Origin of the sequence: Mesorhizobium sp. B2-6-1, from assembly GCF_006440475.1 — a bacterium.
Lineage (GTDB): Bacteria > Pseudomonadota > Alphaproteobacteria > Rhizobiales > Rhizobiaceae > Mesorhizobium.
In genome coordinates this window covers 27,908-44,055 of sequence record NZ_VFUH01000014.1, presented here as the reverse complement: position 1 = coordinate 44,055, position 16,148 = coordinate 27,908, and the positions used below count along the sequence as shown (strand labels likewise).

The following is a 16,148-nucleotide window of genomic DNA, read 5'->3' as shown; positions in this document are numbered from 1 at the left end:
GGTTTCCTCTATAATGGGCGCCAGGAGGGCAGGAAAAGGCGCGGGCGCGATGCTCCCTCGGGCAGGCGCAAGGCTGCGGTAACATTGGCAAGGCGGCGCGCAAGAACGAGTTCCGCGACGATCGCTATCGTAGCAGCTAAGGTCACAGCCGTAGCCATGCGGAACAGACCCGGCACCTCGGTCAGAAGCGCCCCAGTCCCGACCAGCACGCCGGCGTAGAAGAGTGCGAAACTCACCTTGCCGCGCGTTTCGACGACAAGATCCTGGACGCGCGGCGTTGGCTTCCTGCCCATCACCGGTCCGTAGCATTCGAGCCAGGTTAGGAACGGCACGATCTTGTAGAGTTGCGAAAGCCCCAGCCCTGTTAGCCAACCGAAAGCAACGAGATAGACAACTGCGCCTGCATGCTGCGCAAGCGTTCCCGTCGCCAGCAGAGCGAGGAGAAGCACAACCGACAGATAAAGGGCGGAGAAGGCGCCGATCGCCGAACTGCTGTTCAATTCGATCTTGCGTCGCTTGCGGCTGCGATAGAAGAAAACGAGATCGATGGCATAGAACACCGTCGCGGCGGACGCGAGTAAGCAAGCGAGAACGGCAGGCAGCATTATCTCTCCGGAAAGACGTGTCAAAGGCTCTGACGACACAATAAGAAGCAGGGCGGTAGCGCCGGCCCACAAGACCAGATAACCCGTGGTGCGTTCGCTGTCCGGGGAAAGCATAAACATTGGCAGCAAGCGGTAACTCACACCAACGGCCGTGAAGCCGAGCCAGCCGCCAAGGCCTACCATCACGTGAGTGGGAAGAGCCGCTTGCACATCTATGCCAATCCCACCTAGCACCTCGCCGGAGAGCGAGAATGCAAAGGAGGCACCCAAGACGCTGGTGACTGCGATGCTGGCAAGCCCTCCCGCAACGAAGCGCGCGGGCAGTGGCAGTCTGGATGGTCGGACATCCCATAACGTACGTGCGAGCGCCCATCCCACCAATCCGAAGCCAGCCGGAAGGAGAAGCCCGGCAAACGCAAGCGCAGGAACATCAACGTCAATTGCTCCTGATAGGCGCAAGAATCCGGTGACCAGGCAAGTCAGACCGACAATCAGGCACAGCAGCGCCGGCAAGGCCAGAGACTCGCAGCGAAGTGGCCGCGCAACGAGCACCGGGACAAACTGGAACAAGGCTCCGCACATCAGAAGGCTAAGCCAGCCTATTGTGATCATGTGGACGATCATAAGCGTCTCTGGGGCTTCCAAGGCAACAGTCGGAAAACCGTAGCCGGCCATCATCAGCATCTGAGCGGCGACCAAAGACACCAGTGCCGAGGCGAAGTACGCCATGGTCCAGCGCGAAAGAGCCGAGTTGATCATCGCCAGACAGCTATACAATGAAAACATCTGCGATCATGGGACATGTCAGAACTCATTCGCCAAATCGGAGCAGCAGACATTCTACACAAGGGCCATCACCGCTGTGGCACCCAACACGATTGGGGCGAGCCCAGCGATGAGCATGGGCAGCCATGTCTTCTCTGCCTTTGGGCCGCTCGCCGCTTCAGTGCTGAATACGAGGCTTGGGCATCCGTTGATCGCGTCTTCCATCCCTATCTCGAATTGCATGTTCATGTCACTTCCTTGAACTCCCGGTCGCTGAGGCGTCCGTCAAAGCGCTTCGCATTTGCCTCGCAATCCTTTGTTTGCTTCGACGTGCGACCGCTTTAGCAATCCCGCATCGTACGGCAGAAGCGCAATCGTATCCCCCTCGGGCAGCGCGCGAACACATCAGGTCAAAGTCGTCGAACGTCGATTACGAGAAGCTATCCGACATGCCCCAATAGTTCTTTGCGTTCGCGCAAACTGGGGTCGATCCGCGTCTTACTCGGGTTAGTGATCGCCCTGTGGGATTTCGGGTGCCATTCCGGTGCAAGAGCAGTGAGGACGCTGACAAGCGCGATTACGCCTGAGCAGGGAACGATCTCCGCAATCGCAACTGCTTGACCGACAAGACCAAGCCTTCGTAGAGCAATTGCCGCGAGGATGGCCAGAGCAGCTTGGGAGCGCTTTAATCAGTCGTCCAAAGGCAATCACCACAGTCCACAACGTCCCTGGGCAAAGCCGCCCGTCCAGGCCGAAATCCGTCGGGGCGAGCACGGCGACGAGGACGCTTGCGTTAGAGCAAAGAACATCCGATGGGATGCCATAAACTGGAGCTAGCAGTTTGATGGAAGGCCGTCGTTTAGAATCTATCGCGATGCTAATGGACGCAGAACTGCGGTGAGCGGATTCACCTTGCCAGTTGGCCGAGGGCAATCAGCAGGTTGAGAATTATGCAGAACAAGACGCTGCCAGAGATTGCGTGTGGAGGTCTGAATGATCTCGGTTAAATGGGCGGATGCTGCGCCCGAGATCGATGCCGCGGCTGCCGCCAAAGCGATGAAGTTCTCTGTTGAGTATTTCATAAGGCAGATCCAGCGTGGCGGCATCAAAGGGCGGGTTGAGCGAGGGGTTGGTGAGGACGATGGCAAACACCGTTTGGCCTTCCGTTCTCATGATCGTGAGTTGACAATAGTTGTCGGTCCAAACGGTGAGATCATCAGCCAGGAACTAATCGTGGCGACCCCAAAGCGTCGTTGGAGGCGGGCTTGAGCCGTGCCCAGCGCAATTGGAGACATCTGCGAGGCCGTCAATTCCTTCCTTGTAGCACAATGAGGCTGCTGACGTTGGGACCCCGACTGATCTGGCCCACTTCGATCCCGAGCCACTTCGCTTCACGAACAGGTTCCACTGCGCCTCGCACACTGACCATGTAATGATCTGAGCGCTGGTGCTGAAGCGCTAGCCCAAGCCACACAGCGAGATCGAAATAACTAGGCCGGTCAGATGGCAATACCAACGGCGGCGCCGATACCGGCGGTCAGAGCCATTGCCAGCGCGCCCCAGAAGGTGACACGAACCATTGCCCTCAGCACATTGGCGCCGCCGGCTTTGGCCCCGATGGCACCCAGAACCGCCAGGAACAGGAGGGAGGCGACAGACACCGTTGTGGCAAGCCAGGCGGCCGGCGAAATAAGCACCATCGCCAAAGGCATGGCTGCGCCAACCGAAAATGCGGCAGCCGAGGTCAGAGCGGCCTGGATCGGCCTCGCCGTGGTCACCTCGGAGATACCAAGTTCGTCACGTGCGTGGGCGCCGAGCGCGTCCTTCGCCATCAATTGGTCGGCGACCTGCAAGGCCAGGGTTGGCTCGACGCCTCGTCTGACATAGATCTCCGCAAGTTCGTGACGCTCGAAATCTGGCTGCGTGGCCAACTCGCCCTTCTCACGCGCAAGGTCAGCTTGTTCGGTGTCGGACTGCGAACTGACCGAAACATACTCTCCGGCCGCCATCGACATCGCGCCGGCGACCAGTCCGGCCACGCCGGCCACCAGAACATTTGAGGCCGCGGCATTGGCCGCCGCCACACCAACGATCAGGCTGGCCGTCGACACGATTCCGTCATTGGCGCCCAGCACGGCGGCGCGCAGCCAGCCGACGCGCGATACGAGATGGTTTTCACTGTGCAGGCGGCTCATGGCATCACCGCGCGCGCCGTCCAGCAGGCCGGAGCATTCTGACGAGCACATCCGATTTTACGAAGAAATGCTGCCACAGCGCCGCTACGGCATGAAGGCCTACAACGATGATGATCACTGGCTTGGCGAGTTCGTGTATCTCACCCATTGCTCGAATGTTGAAGTACCATGCCAGCGCTCCGGTAATTGGCATCCCGAAAATGAACAGGTAGAGCAGGAAATGGGCGGCAGCGGCGATCCCCTTTAACAGTGCGCTTTCTTCCGACGGTGCTGCCGGCACACCAACCTTGAGACGGACCGCAAGCCGCCAGATCGCCAGTACCAGAACTGCCAAACCGACATAGACATGAATATTCGCGTTTAAGATGTCGCCAGCTGCCGGCTCGGTGCCGCGCGAGAACGCCCGGTAAGCCGGCTTGATGTCCTCACCGATTACAAGCTGCAGGACGATCAGCACCGCGATGGTCCAATGCAGCAATATCTGGGTTCCGGTGTATCCGGCCGGCTCTTTGACAACAGCCATAGGCAGCTACCTTGTTTGAGAGAGCCCTCTTAGCTCAGGCTTTATGTGGATATCTTGATCTATGACAAATCGACTTGATGTCGTCCATGAGCTTTGCCGGGCACTCGCAGCTTGAACTCGGCTGACAGCCAGTTGTCAGCTTGGTCGTGGGATATTGCCTCCGGAGAGCAGATAGGCCGCCCTGCGAGAGTCAACGTGGAAACACCTCCGATGAAACAGATTGCCTTGTCACTTTTCGTGATCGCCGCGTCGGGCGCTTATGTCTGGGATCAGGCCGGCAAGGACCCTGCAAACGATATGCTCGGCGAAGCGCTGCCGGCCGACGCAGCCGAAGCGCCTTCAGCGCAGCCAAAAGAGCCGGCCCCGTTTGCGGCGACCTTGCCGGCGCCCCTCGACCCCCGGTTCAGAACAAGGTTCCCGATTGCCCCGGAAACGACGGCTGGCATAGCAGTGCCCGCCGAACGAACAGATGATCCGGTCAAGCAGACAGTGGTTCCGGTGACCCCACAACCCTCGCGAGCGCTGCTGGCGCAGCCAGTGGCGCCGGCTGCCTCCGATCCTGCGCCATCGGTACCTTCATTTGCCGTCACTCCCGCCGTCTACATACCAGTCCCGCAGCCGAGGCCAGCATATCGGGATGCGCCAGCACGTGTCGTCCGGGTCGACATGAAGATCTATGCCGACGGCGTCTACACCGGCCCTACGGCCGATGCCTACTACGGCATCATCCAGATTCAGGCCCTGATACAGGGCGGGCAGCTTAAGGCGCTGAAGGTATTGAAATACCCATCCGACCGCCGCACCTCCATCAATATCAACAGGCAAGCGCTGCCCATGCTGCGCGACGAAGCGATCAGCGCCCAAAGCGCCAATGTCGACATTATTTCGGGCGCGACCCTGACCAGCAGGGCTTTCATCCAGTCGCTGCGCGGCGCGCTGAAGAAAGCGACGTCGTAGGTCCATGCGCGACACGCGAATTTTGATGGGCATGCCCATAACGGTCGACATCGGTGGCGCCTCGACCGGGGAGCTGATCGACAGGGTCTTTGGCTATTTCGAGAATATCGACCGGCGCTTCAGCACATACCGGGCCGACAGCGAGATCGCGGCCATCAACCGCGGCGACGTTCCGGTCGCCGACTGGAGCGGCGAGATGATGGAAGTGCTCGCTCTCGCCAGACAGACGAAAGACGAGACGGACGGATACTTCGATATTCGCAAGCCCGACGGATCGCTCGATCCTTCCGGCATCGTCAAGGGCTGGGCAATCCGCAATGCGGCAGGCATCGTTCAACGGGCCGGCATCAGCGATTTCTTCATCGAGGCGGGCGGCGATATCCAGTCCTGCGGCAAGAATGCTTCGGGTCAGGATTGGAGCGTCGGTATCCGCAATCCCTTCAATGCTCACGAGATCGTAAAGGTCGTCTATCCCCGCGATCGCGGCGTCGCGACCTCAGGCACCTATGTCCGCGGCCAACACATCTACAACCCGCACGGGATTGGTAATCCAATCCAGGACATCGTCAGCCTGACCGTGATCGGCGCCGATGTGCTCGAAGCCGATCGTTTCGCCACCGCGGCCTTCGCCATGGGTCGGGACGGCATTTTCTTCATCGAGCAGACCCCTGGCCTGGAGGGATATCTCGTCGACGCCAGTGGCCGCGCCACCCCGACAGCCGGGTTCGGAGCCCTTTGCCTGCCATGATCAAGACCATCGACCGATTTCTCGATCACCTGACCATGTACAGGCTGGTCCTCTACTATCTGATGACGCTTGTCGGCGCAGCGTTCGTGCTCGGCTTCGCCAAGCTGGTGCCACATGACCCCATTGCGCTTGGCTTCACGACGGCTCTTGCGCTGGCCGCCTGCTGGATCACCAACAAGGCCTTTGCGCGTGTCTTCGCGGTCCCGGCCAACAACGAGTCCGCCTACATCACCGCGCTCATCCTGGCGCTTATCCTCGATCCGGTGGCGGTCACGGACACAAAGGGGATCGCAGCGGTGGCATTCGCGTCCGTCTGGGCGATTTCATCGAAATTCATTCTCGCCATCGGCCGAAAGCACCTTTTCAACCCGGCTGCGCTGGGCGTGGCGCTGTCCGCGCTGCTGCTCGACCAACCAGCCACCTGGTGGGTGGGCGGCAATCTGCCATTGCTTCCGCTCGTGCTCGTCGGCGGTATGCTCATTGTCCGCAAACTGCGCCGGCTTGACCTTGTCTCGACCTTCCTTGTCGCGGCGCTGGCGACCATCCTGGCAACGACCGATCCGGACCAGTATTGGACGGCGCTCACGCAGACACTGAGTTCCTCGCCCCTGCTGTTCTTTGCCTTCGTGATGCTGACCGAGCCGCTGACCGCGCCGACGATGCGTTGGCCGCGTATCGCCTTTGCCGCGATCGTCGGCTTTCTGTTTGCTCCCGCCATTCATCTCGGCTCGTTCTATTTCACGCCGGAACTGGCGCTGCTTGCCGGCAACCTGTTTGCCTATGCGGCAGGCCCCAAGGGACGCTTCGTGCTGACTCTTGAACGCATCGAGCAGTCGGCCGTCGACAGCTTTGACTTCATCTTCCGCTCGCCGCGCAAGCTCGCCTTCGAGGCCGGTCAGTATCTCGAATGGACGCTTGGTCTCCATCGTGCCGACAATCGCGGCAACCGCCGGTATTTCACGGTCGCCTCGGCGCCGACGGAGGAAACGGTCCGCCTCGGCGTCAAGTTCTATCCGCAATCAAGCGCCTTCAAGCGCGAATTGATGGCCATGAAGCCAGGCAGCACGATTCACGCCGCGCAACTGGCCGGCAATTTCACGTTGCCCGCCCGGCGTGAAATCAAGATCGCTTTCCTGGCCGGGGGCATCGGGATCACGCCATTCCGCTCGATGCTGCAATACCTACTCGACCGCAATGAGCGGCGGCCGATCGTCATCCTCTACGGAACCGAGGGGCAGCAGGACATTGCCTACCGTGACGTGCTCGGTGCCGCAAAACGCGAACTCGGCATCCGAACGTTCCACGCCGTCGCGCGAGGTGGCGAGCGTGGCCAGTATCCTGGCTACATCGACGAGCGCCTGATCCGTCTGGCTATACCGGACCACCTCGAGCGGATTTTCTACATTTCCGGCCCGCAGGCGATGGTCAAGGCGCTGCGCAAGAAGCTGCTGGCCATGGGCGTGCGTCGCTCGAAGATAAGGGTCGACTACTTCCCGGGTTTCGTCTGAAGGACGCTCAACTGTGTCGTCGCAAGGAAATGGCCATAAACAGACCCGGATCGGCGTTGGCCATGGCAAGGCGTCCGCCATAGGCTTCGACGATATCGGATACGATGGCCAGGCCAAGCCCGCTGCTGCCGCCCTTGCTGTCGAGCTGGACACCACGGGACAGAGCGGTCTCCCGATCGGCATCCGGTATGCCAGGACCATCATCGGCGACAGTGACGATTACCTCGTCAGCGGTGGAGGATGCATCGACACGCACTGACGACTTTGCGTAGCGCGCGGCGTTTTCGACCAGATTGCCGAGGATTTCCGACAAGTCGCCTTCATCCATCGGCGCTGTCAGATCCTCCGGGACGGTCATCTTGAATGAAAGCTGCTTGCCGCTTGGCGTGCGCTTGACGACGGCAATGACGCCGGCCGCGACCTGCGATACCCGGCAGGATGCCTCGCCGGAAACGCCGGGCGCGAGGCGGGCGCGCGCGAGCTCCCGCTCGACATGGCGCCGGATCGCTTCTGTGCTCTTCTCGATCTCGTCGGCCAGATCCGTCTCGCCTTTCTTGCGCAAGGCACGGATGTCAGCCGACAGGACCTGGAGCGGCGTCTTGAGGCCGTGCGCCAGATCGGTGGCGCGCGAACGGGCCCGAGCAAGAGCCTTCTCCTGGGCATTGAGAAGACGATTGATTTCGTCAGCGAGCGGCTGCACTTCGCTCGGTGCCACCACATCGAGCCGTGTCGTTCGCTGCGCAATCACGCTTCCGACGGCGGCCCGCAAGGTCTCCAGAGGTGCGAGACCGATCGTGATCTGGATGAAAAACGCGGCCATGAGAACTGCGGCGAGCATCAAGAGAGCCGGAGCAAGATCGCGAACATACTCGCTTACAGACGCCTCGATGGTTCGATGATCCTCCGCCACGACTGCGCGAAAGGACCGACCTCCGGCGTCGATGATTGTACGCTCGACCGCAATGCTGAGTTCTCCGCCAGGTCCCGTGAACTCCTCGACCGTTCGCATCTCACCCGTTGCGCTGCGGGCAGGCAGGACCAGCTTGGCGTCCCACAAAGATCGTGAGCGCTGGAGACCGCCGGTAGCGATGTCTTCGACCTGCCAGTAATAACCGGACAGCGGATTGGCGAAGCGCGGGTCGGTGAGCACCGGGGCTAACACCAGTTGGCCGTTGCTTGTGAAGGTCGTTGCGCCGATCAACTCATTGAGATCGACCGTCAGCTCGCCCACAACGCGCCGCTCGACGTGAAGTTCAAACAGATAGCGCAAGCCGGCGCCGGCTATGGCGAGCGCGACAAGAATCGAGATCGTTGCCGCCAGCCACAGCCTGAAGCGGATCGAGCCGCCCATCAGGCGGGATCATCGGGCATCAGATACCCGAAGCCGCGCCGCGTTTCGATGGCGCCACTCCCGAGCTTGCGACGCAAGCGCGCGACGATCACCTCGATCGTGTTCGGATCGCGGTCGTTCCCTGAATCGTAGAGATGCTCAGCAAGTTCGGTGGGCGCCACCACCCGACCAGCATGATGCATCAGAAACGCCAGGAGCCGGTATTCCAGCGGCGAAAGAGAAATGGGGACGCCACGGAGCGAAATACGCATCTGGCGCGTATCCAGAAGCAACGGCCCGGACCTCAGAACGGGTGCGGCCTGCCCGGCCGAACGACGCAGGATCGCCCGCAATCGGGCGAGCAGTTCTTCCATCTCAAAGGGTTTGGGAAGATAGTCGTCAGCACCGGAATTGATACCGTCCACGCGTTCGGTCCACGTACCTCTTGCCGTCAGGATGAGAACCGGAAACCTGCGCTCATTGGCCCGCCAGCGCTTCAAGACAGTGAGACCATCGAGCTTCGGCAACCCGAGGTCCAGGATCGCAGCATCGTAGTTCTCCACATCGCCTGCGAACCAGGCAGCCTCTCCATCGCGAACGATATCAACCGCCAGACCGGATGCCTTAAGGGCTGTAGCGATATCGGCGGCGATACGGGGCTCGTCCTCGGCAAGGAGGATCTTCATCAGTCCCCCTCCCTTTCGCGCATGATGACACCGGCACCGGCGTCAACATCGACAGTCTTTCGCCGGCCATCGGCGCCGACGACCTGGAATCGATAGACCCATTTGTTGGCCTTGCGGAGGAGGTCAACCGCGACGATGTCGCCTGGAGCCTGCGCGCGAACAATATCGAGGATATTGGAAAGGCCTTTTATCTCACCGTGTTCGTAGAGATCCCGCGCCCTGTCATGATCGCCATCGTCGTCCTCGTCAGCCCGCGCGGCAAGTGGCTGGGCCAGGACAAGCCCGGCCAGGCCCAGGATTGCGAGGCTCTTTAGTTTGACCATCATGAGGGAGGCATGTCGCACGTCGAAGCTTTCAATTTGCTGTCAACCATCCACAGCTGCCGGCAAGCAAAGGCTCGCTATCACGGCATCCTCGCGGCCAATCATGGCCGCGCAGAGAAAAGGATGTCGAAACCATGCGCAATTCCCTGTTCTTACTCGCAGCACTCGGATGCTTCTCGACCTTTGCCCTGCCGGCAGCCGCTGAATCTGAAGAAGGTTCATGCGCAGCGTCATCCTCATCCTCAATTGCCCCTGCCGGCCCAATCGATCTGGAGGCCATCCCCATGCAGGATGCCACCGGTCCCAAGGCGATCAAGGGCGTTGGCGATGACCACGAATGCGACGACAGTCACACTTCCAGTAAGGCCGTTTTCAGCAGCACTGACGAGGACGGCCAGGGGGACGACGACTGATACCGAAAAGCTTATGCCCAGCCCTTGAGCTGGGCGTCCGCTGATCAATTGCGCTATCGCCAAACTTACCCCCTCTATCTGCGCCATCCCTTGGCCACTCCGGAGATTTTCCTTGTCATGATCCCAGTCCAGCATATCCATCCCATGCTCGTGCATTTTCCCATTGTCCTCATCTACACTTTGGCGGCGATCGACCTTGTGGTGCTCGCTCGCGGCAACGCGGTGACCAAGCGTTCTGGCGTGGGGACGGTATCGACCTTTATCGCTCTCGCAGCCGGGGCGTTCGCGATTGGAACCTGGTTCTATGGGGGAATGGCACTCGATCATGCTGAAGCCGCCGGCTTCAGCAGTGACATAGCGGAGATCCACGAGAGCCTGGGAGGTATCACAGCGTTCGCGTTTCTGATCTGGGGCCTAGTGAGGCTCGGCCTTTGGGTGCGGAATCGTGAACTGCGGCTACTGACCATTGCTATTCCTCTGGTCGAAATTGGCGGAGCAATTCTGGTCACGGCGACGGCCTATTATGGTGGACTGCTTGTCTACGAACTTGGCGTGAACGTCGCTAAGACCGCGATCGCTGGTTGACGGGCACGCGCCTGGTTATTTGCAGCCCCAGCTTGGGTCATTTGTCTCGAGGGCAAAATGATTCAAATCAAGGCCCTTCGCTCATGCGGCATCTAAGAAGCCGGGAATGAAATATCTCCGGGGAGCGAGCATGCAAGCCGAAGCCATCATGAGCAAGCCAGTCATCTGCACGGACCCGTCCGCCTCGATCGCCGAGGTGGCCGGGCTGATGCTGTCCAATAAGATCAGCGGCCTGCCTGTTGTTCGCGGCGACGGCACGCTGGTGGGGATTGTCAGCGAGGGCGATTTCCTGCGACGAGGAGAACTGGACACCGAGCAAAAGCGCTCGCGCTGGCTAGAGTTTCTCGTCAGTCCTGGAAAGGCCGCCGACGAATATGTCCACGCCAATGGTCGACGGATCGAGGAGGTGATGTCCAGCGATGTCGTCACGGCGTCTCCCGCCGCGTCGCTCGCCGAGGTCGTCGAACTCATGACGCAACATCACGTCAAACGCATTCCGGTCATCGATGCCGGGAAAGTCGTCGGCATCATCACCCGTTCTGATCTGCTGCGGGCATTGCTCAGCGTCCTTCCGGATGCAGGCCGTTCGGTCATCGATGACGAGCAGATTCGCCACAACGTCGCTGGCGAGCTTGCAAAGCACAAATGGACCGGCAAAGACCTGATCCACGTGATGGTGAACAAGGGCGTGGTGATATTGAGCGGTGTCATCTTCGACGAACGTGAGCGCCAGGCAGCCTTTGTGGCAGCCGAAAACGTTGCCGGCGTAAAGGCTGTCAGGGATGGTCTCTTCTGCGCCGATCCGTTGTCCGTGGTGCTTGTTTCGTAGCGGCGGGACGATCCCGACGAACTTGCCACTGCAAGCCGCGGGTCCACGATCAATCTCGCTCGACAGCGAATTGTCGAGAATGAGAACATCACCAGCCGATTACCATGCCAAACGGGTTTGGATGCTCGCCTGAAGATGTGGCCACCAGCTGAAGAGGTCCGTGCTATCAAGCCCGCCAGGGCGATCCATGGAGTCCGGAGCCTACGCATCCGGTTGCGCTGGACCTCCAAGACGTACGGTCTTTCCAGAGGTTGAGTGACCCTCCATCCAGCTCGAGGCGTCGACGGTTCTAACGTTGACCGGCGGCGTGTTGCAGCCGTGCGATAAGATCACGGTTGCGGCAATAGTCTGGCGGATTATCGGCTTGCTGGTGTTCGTCGAGCCAGGTCGAGCATTCGTCCTGATGCCCACACGAGCGGCATCGGTCCACTGCCCGGTTGGTGACGGCGGCATGATCCGGCACCGATTTCAATTGTTTGTCGACGCCAAGCTTCTGCATCATGCGGCCCATCAGGGCGGTCCTGGCGTCGACTGAAACCAGATAATCGAGAAATGTCATGCTGATCACTCCTGCCTAGCGACCATCATTGTCATGTCGGCGGCCGCAATCATTGATCTCGATCAACAGCAGGCGTCGTTGCTAATCCCTGAGGCTAAACGGGAGGGCTTGGGCTCTGAGCTGAAGCGACAAGGCGGTCGAGAAAACGCCGTTGGCCGACTACCAACTTGTCCCGGGCCAAGGCTAGATCCAGCCATTCACCGCGGTCGACGTCGACAAACAATTGTCCCCGGCCACTGCGTGGTGGCCACTCCATAGCAGACAGATTGCTGCGCATCATCGCGGTGTCGAAATCACCCTCGAGCGCTGGGTTTGCCTTCTCGCTGGCGCTACTCACCCAAATTCAGCAGTGGGCCCTTGAGCTCCCAGCCTGTCTCTTCGGTGAACTCGCGCCGCGCCGTCCCCGCTAGGATTATACTCGCCCTTGCAATCGACCAGGCCCCAAGATCTCGCTTTTGCCAGAATGGGCCGCCTGGATGAACGAGCAGCACCTGCAGCCCCTTGTCCAATCTGCGATAAGGCAAAATGCCGGCGCTCTTTTCACGATGGTTTCAAGCCTCTCCACCCAGCCTATAATGTCGGGTACGCAGAATGAGACTTGGTGGCTCTGCCAATAGGTTGCCCCGGCCTCTTCGGGTGCGACTGCGGCTCCTCCTGGCCGAAGAACCCGCGCTTTGTCGCCTCTGAGGCCCATAGATAGAGCGCGGTGATAGCGACAAGTCCGGCAAGTATAGGCAGCGGCAAGGGCACGAAACCGAACCAGTCTGCGAACGGCAGATACGGAATCATGATCGCGACAAACCCGACGCCCAGTGTCAGCCAGGCGAGCAAGGGGCTCGGACGGCTCGCCCAAAAAGCGCGGTGCGTACGAACGATGAGCACGATTGCAAGCTCGGTCAGCAACGATTCGACAAACCAGGCTGTCTGGAATGCAGCCTCTGTGGCATGGGCGAAGAGCAGCAGGAACGCGAAGGTTGCGAAATCGAACAGCGAACTGACCAGGCCAAAGCTGATCATGAATCGCCTCACGAAACGGATGTCCCAGTGGCGCGGCCTGTGCAGCTGATCTGCGTCAACGTTGTCACTTGCGATGGCGAGTGAGGGCACGTCGGAAAGGAAATTGTTGAGCAGGATCTGCTTTGCCAGAAGTGGCAGGAAAGGCAGGAATAGCGAGGCGACCGCCATACTTATCATGTTGCCGAAATTGGCGCTGGTGGTGATGGAGATATATTTCATGGTGTTGGCGAAGGTCTTGCGGCCGTCGTCGACGCCCCGCACCAGCACTCCGAGATCCTGCTTGAGAAGGATGATATCGGCAGCCTCACGCGCGACATCGCATGCGGTGTCGACGGAGACCCCAATATCGGCCTCATGGAGCGCGGGCGCATCATTGATGCCGTCACCCAGATAGCCAACGACATGGCCCCTGCTCCGCAAGGCCTGGACAATGCGTTCTTTCTGGTTGGGATCGATCTCGACGAAGAGGTCAGTGTCCTGCACGGCTGCAAAGAGCGCGCTCTTGGTCAACTTCGACAGATCCTCCCCGGTCATGATCCGATCGCTACGCAAGCCGACCGCTTGAGCAAGATGGGCTGCAACGTAGCGGTTGTCGCCCGTAATGACGTTCACGGCGATGCCCCGGTGGGCGAGTTCGGCAAGCGTGCTCTTTACGCCTTCCTTGGGCGGGTCTAGGAAAAGCAGAAAGCCGGCGAAGGCGAGATCGACCTCGTCCTTCCTGCCATAGGTAGCGTGGCTTTCAAATCGACGCGTCGCTAGCCCCAGAACGCGATATCCTTCCGCGCTCCAGCGTCGAAACATCTTGTCGATCGCCGCGCGGTGCGTGTCTTCGAGAGGTTCCAGGCCTTTCGCTGTGCCGACGAAGCTGCAGGTTTCGAGGACGTTCTGTACTGCGCCTTTCGTGATCAGAAGATCTTCGCCATCCTTGGTTCGCACAACAACGGATAGGCGCTTGCGAATGAAATCATAAGGGATCTCGTCGACCTTGGTGAAAGCGGCCAATGATGCACCCTTGCCCGGCGCACCGGCGATGGCTTCGTCCAGCGGGTTCTTCAGTCCAGTGTGCAGGGTTGCGTTGAGACGTGCCCAAAGCAGGATGTCGGTTGACGGGTTGCCGTCGACATCAAGCCATCCGTCAAGGTGGATCACGCCTTCCGTCAGCGTGCCGGTCTTGTCGGTGCAAAGCACGTCCATGCTGCCCAGATTCTCGATGGCGTCGAGACGGCGCACGATGACGCCATTGGCAGCCATGGCGCGGGCGCCACGAGCAAGTGTTACACTGATAATGGCCGGGAGCAGTTCAGGTGTGAGGCCGACCGCGAGTGCCAGGGAAAACAACAGCGATTCTATCAGCGGACGATGCAGCATCAGATTGGCAAAAAACACGATGATGACAATCGCCAGCATGATCTCGGTCATCAGATAGCCAAACGATCTGATCCCGCGGGCAAAATCCGTTTCCGGGATTTGTCGCTCCAGTGCCGCTGCGATGGAGGCGAATTCGGTGCGCCGGCCGGTCGCTGCCGCAAGCACGGTCGCCGTGCCGCTGCGCACGGACGTACCGGTAAACACCGCATTGTTGCGTTGGGCGACGGACGCATCAGGATCTGATCGCCCCGCCGCCTTCAGGACGGGGAAGGTTTCGCCAGTCAGCACCGCCTCGCTGACATTGAAATCCCGCGCTTCGAGGATGACGCAGTCGGCAGGTATGAGGTTTCCGGCCGATAGCCGGATGAGGTCGCCCGGCACGATTTCTTCGGCAGAAACGGAGGATTCGACGCCATCTCGCAGCACGGTAGCCTTGCGCGAGATACGCTGTTTAAGTGCCTCTGTCGCCCGCGACGCCCCATACTCCTGGGTGAAGCTGAGAACGCAACTTGCCAGCACGATCGCCCCGATGATTGCGGCCTCCTGACCTGCACCGACGAAGGCCGAAACGCTAGCCGCGAAGATCAGGATCAGGACAAGCGGGCTACGGAACTGGCGAACGAACACGCTAAGCGCCGACGCGCCTGACTTCGAGGCCGGCGTATTCGCGCCGTATTTGATGAGCCGCGAGGCGGCATCCGACCCAGCCAGGCCCGATGTGGGCGAAGTTGCCAGACCTCGCACGAGATCTTCGCTGGTGATCGACCAATACGGACTTGCGGCCGCCGCAACGGAATGTTGGTCCACGCCAGAAGACACGATATTCGCCATCAGTATGACAGGAAGCGGTTGATGCTGCTCTCTTCGATCAGCGTGCGGGTGACGCCACCAAACGCCCATTCGCGCAGGCGGCTATGGCCATAGGCGCCTGAGACGATCATGTCGGCATTGATCGAGCGTGCGAATGTCAACAACTGCTCGCCATCGACTTCACCGGTGATCAGTTCCGTCTGCGCCATGATGCCATGGTGCTCAAGATAGACAGCGACATCGGCGAGACTGTCACGAACATTGTCGTCGCCTTTGGCGGCGGCGATCGTGGCGACGACAACCTCATTGGCCTTGGCCAGAAAAGGCAAGGCATCCGCCACCGCCCGTCGCGCCTCCCTGGTATCCTTCCAGGCAACCAGGACCGTATTAGCGCGGAGGTGTTCGACGTTGTTTCCGATGACCAGGACTGGCCGGCCGATGCCGAGCGCCAGGCTGCCAACATCGGCGGCGCGAAACACGTCGTCTCCCGACGCACCGGTCACGACAAGATCGGCTGCGCGGGCGAAAACGCTGAGGAAGCGGGTCGGGCTGCAGACGGCCTGTCCCCACTCGCTTGTGATCGAAGCCGGGACCAGGCTTTCGAACTCGGCACGCAGTTCGGCAAGCCTCTTTTCGATTTCAGTCCGCTGAATCTGCATGACCTCCCCTTCGTAGACCATGCCTTCACCCGTCGCGACCAAGGGCGGAACATCCGCCGCCGCCAGACCAATGAGATGGGCGCCGAAACGCTCTGCGAGTTCGATACCCACTTTCACAATCGCAGCAGGGGGCGTATCGACGGCGAGATTCGCGATTATGGACTTGTAGGACATTGGACGCGCCTTTCACTCAAGCGTTTCGAATGTGCTATGAATTGCATTCACGGGCGCTGGCTTCCTTGATGCGCGTCAAAGAACCGGCCAATCG

The 16,148-nt window shown here is 60.1% G+C and carries 17 protein-coding genes and 1 pseudogene; 7 read left to right on the top strand and 11 right to left on the bottom strand.

Annotation, left to right across the window (positions count from 1 at the left end):
• Positions 1–8 precede the first annotated feature (8 nt).
• Together FJ443_RS24675 and FJ443_RS31290 are read right to left on the bottom strand one after the other, a co-directional pair.
• Positions 9–1,391, bottom strand: coding sequence for a hypothetical protein (locus FJ443_RS24675; protein ID WP_318013165.1), 1,383 nt, complete (start codon positions 1,389–1,391; stop codon positions 9–11).
• 54 nt (positions 1,392–1,445) lie between these two features.
• Positions 1,446–1,619: a hypothetical protein gene (locus FJ443_RS31290; RefSeq protein WP_181165392.1), complete on the bottom strand. Its 174-nt coding sequence runs from the start codon at positions 1,617–1,619 to the stop codon at positions 1,446–1,448.
• A gap of 744 nt (positions 1,620–2,363) precedes the next feature.
• On the opposite strand from FJ443_RS31290, the gene FJ443_RS24670 reads away from it, so the two are divergent.
• Positions 2,364–2,639 (top strand): DUF6522 family protein, encoded by a 276-nt coding sequence (locus FJ443_RS24670; RefSeq protein WP_140522876.1) that lies wholly within the window; start codon positions 2,364–2,366, stop codon positions 2,637–2,639.
• Positions 2,640–2,869: 230 nt separating this feature from the next.
• Here FJ443_RS24670 and FJ443_RS24665 read toward each other — a convergent pair whose 3' ends face one another.
• A complete protein-coding gene (locus FJ443_RS24665; RefSeq protein WP_140522878.1) occupies positions 2,870–3,565 on the bottom strand; it encodes a VIT family protein in 696 nt (231 codons plus the stop codon).
• A gap of 4 nt (positions 3,566–3,569) precedes the next feature.
• Positions 3,570–4,088, bottom strand: coding sequence for a cytochrome b/b6 domain-containing protein (locus FJ443_RS24660; RefSeq protein ID WP_140522880.1), 519 nt, complete (start codon positions 4,086–4,088; stop codon positions 3,570–3,572).
• Positions 4,089–4,199: 111 nt separating this feature from the next.
• On the opposite strand from FJ443_RS24660, the gene FJ443_RS24655 reads away from it, so the two are divergent.
• From FJ443_RS24655 to FJ443_RS24645, 3 genes are read left to right on the top strand one after another with little or no spacing between them, the layout of a single operon-like run.
• Entirely contained in the window at positions 4,200–5,045 is an 846-nt protein-coding gene (locus FJ443_RS24655) for an FMN-binding protein (protein WP_224656231.1), read from the top strand.
• Between the two features lie 25 nt (positions 5,046–5,070).
• Positions 5,071–5,793, top strand: a complete 723-nt coding sequence (locus FJ443_RS24650) for an FAD:protein FMN transferase (RefSeq protein ID WP_224656230.1) — start codon at positions 5,071–5,073, stop codon at positions 5,791–5,793.
• Positions 5,790–7,301: an RnfABCDGE type electron transport complex subunit D gene (locus tag FJ443_RS24645; protein ID WP_140522883.1), complete on the top strand. Its 1,512-nt coding sequence runs from the start codon at positions 5,790–5,792 to the stop codon at positions 7,299–7,301. The genes FJ443_RS24650 and FJ443_RS24645 overlap by 4 nt, the downstream gene beginning before the upstream one ends.
• A 7-nt stretch (positions 7,302–7,308) precedes the next feature.
• On the opposite strand, the gene FJ443_RS24640 is transcribed toward FJ443_RS24645, so the two are convergent.
• The 3 genes from FJ443_RS24640 to FJ443_RS24630 are packed head-to-tail and all read right to left on the bottom strand — an operon-like array spanning position 7,309 to position 9,643.
• Positions 7,309–8,652: a HAMP domain-containing sensor histidine kinase gene (locus tag FJ443_RS24640; RefSeq protein ID WP_140522885.1), complete on the bottom strand. Its 1,344-nt coding sequence runs from the start codon at positions 8,650–8,652 to the stop codon at positions 7,309–7,311.
• On the bottom strand, positions 8,652–9,317 hold the full coding sequence (locus FJ443_RS24635; RefSeq protein ID WP_140522887.1) for a response regulator transcription factor: 666 nt from the start codon (positions 9,315–9,317) through the stop codon (positions 8,652–8,654). Before FJ443_RS24635 ends, FJ443_RS24640 begins: the two co-directional genes overlap by 1 nt.
• A complete protein-coding gene (locus FJ443_RS24630; protein WP_140522889.1) occupies positions 9,317–9,643 on the bottom strand; it encodes a PepSY domain-containing protein in 327 nt (108 codons plus the stop codon). The genes FJ443_RS24635 and FJ443_RS24630 overlap by 1 nt, the downstream gene beginning before the upstream one ends.
• A 131-nt stretch (positions 9,644–9,774) precedes the next feature.
• On the opposite strand from FJ443_RS24630, the gene FJ443_RS24625 reads away from it, so the two are divergent.
• The 3 genes from FJ443_RS24625 (at position 9,775) to FJ443_RS24615 (ending at position 11,467) form a co-directional block, all read left to right on the top strand.
• Entirely contained in the window at positions 9,775–10,053 is a 279-nt protein-coding gene (locus FJ443_RS24625; RefSeq protein ID WP_140522891.1) for a hypothetical protein, read from the top strand.
• Between the two features lie 117 nt (positions 10,054–10,170).
• Positions 10,171–10,638: a DUF2231 domain-containing protein gene (locus FJ443_RS24620; RefSeq protein ID WP_140522893.1), complete on the top strand. Its 468-nt coding sequence runs from the start codon at positions 10,171–10,173 to the stop codon at positions 10,636–10,638.
• Between the two features lie 130 nt (positions 10,639–10,768).
• A complete protein-coding gene (locus FJ443_RS24615) occupies positions 10,769–11,467 on the top strand; it encodes a CBS domain-containing protein (protein WP_140522895.1) in 699 nt (232 codons plus the stop codon).
• Between the two features lie 289 nt (positions 11,468–11,756).
• On the opposite strand, the gene FJ443_RS24610 is transcribed toward FJ443_RS24615, so the two are convergent.
• The 4 genes and pseudogenes from FJ443_RS24610 to FJ443_RS24595 form a co-directional block, all read right to left on the bottom strand.
• Positions 11,757–12,026, bottom strand: coding sequence for a DUF6455 family protein (locus FJ443_RS24610; protein WP_140522897.1), 270 nt, complete (start codon positions 12,024–12,026; stop codon positions 11,757–11,759).
• Positions 12,027–12,120: 94 nt separating this feature from the next.
• Positions 12,121–12,553: pseudogene (locus FJ443_RS31785) on the bottom strand (NUDIX hydrolase).
• A 43-nt stretch (positions 12,554–12,596) separates the two neighbouring features.
• Positions 12,597–15,242: a magnesium-translocating P-type ATPase gene (gene mgtA, locus FJ443_RS24600; RefSeq protein WP_224656229.1), complete on the bottom strand. Its 2,646-nt coding sequence runs from the start codon at positions 15,240–15,242 to the stop codon at positions 12,597–12,599.
• Positions 15,242–16,054, bottom strand: coding sequence for a universal stress protein (locus FJ443_RS24595; RefSeq protein ID WP_140522901.1), 813 nt, complete (start codon positions 16,052–16,054; stop codon positions 15,242–15,244). The genes mgtA and FJ443_RS24595 overlap by 1 nt, the downstream gene beginning before the upstream one ends.
• Positions 16,055–16,148: the final 94 nt, after the last annotated feature.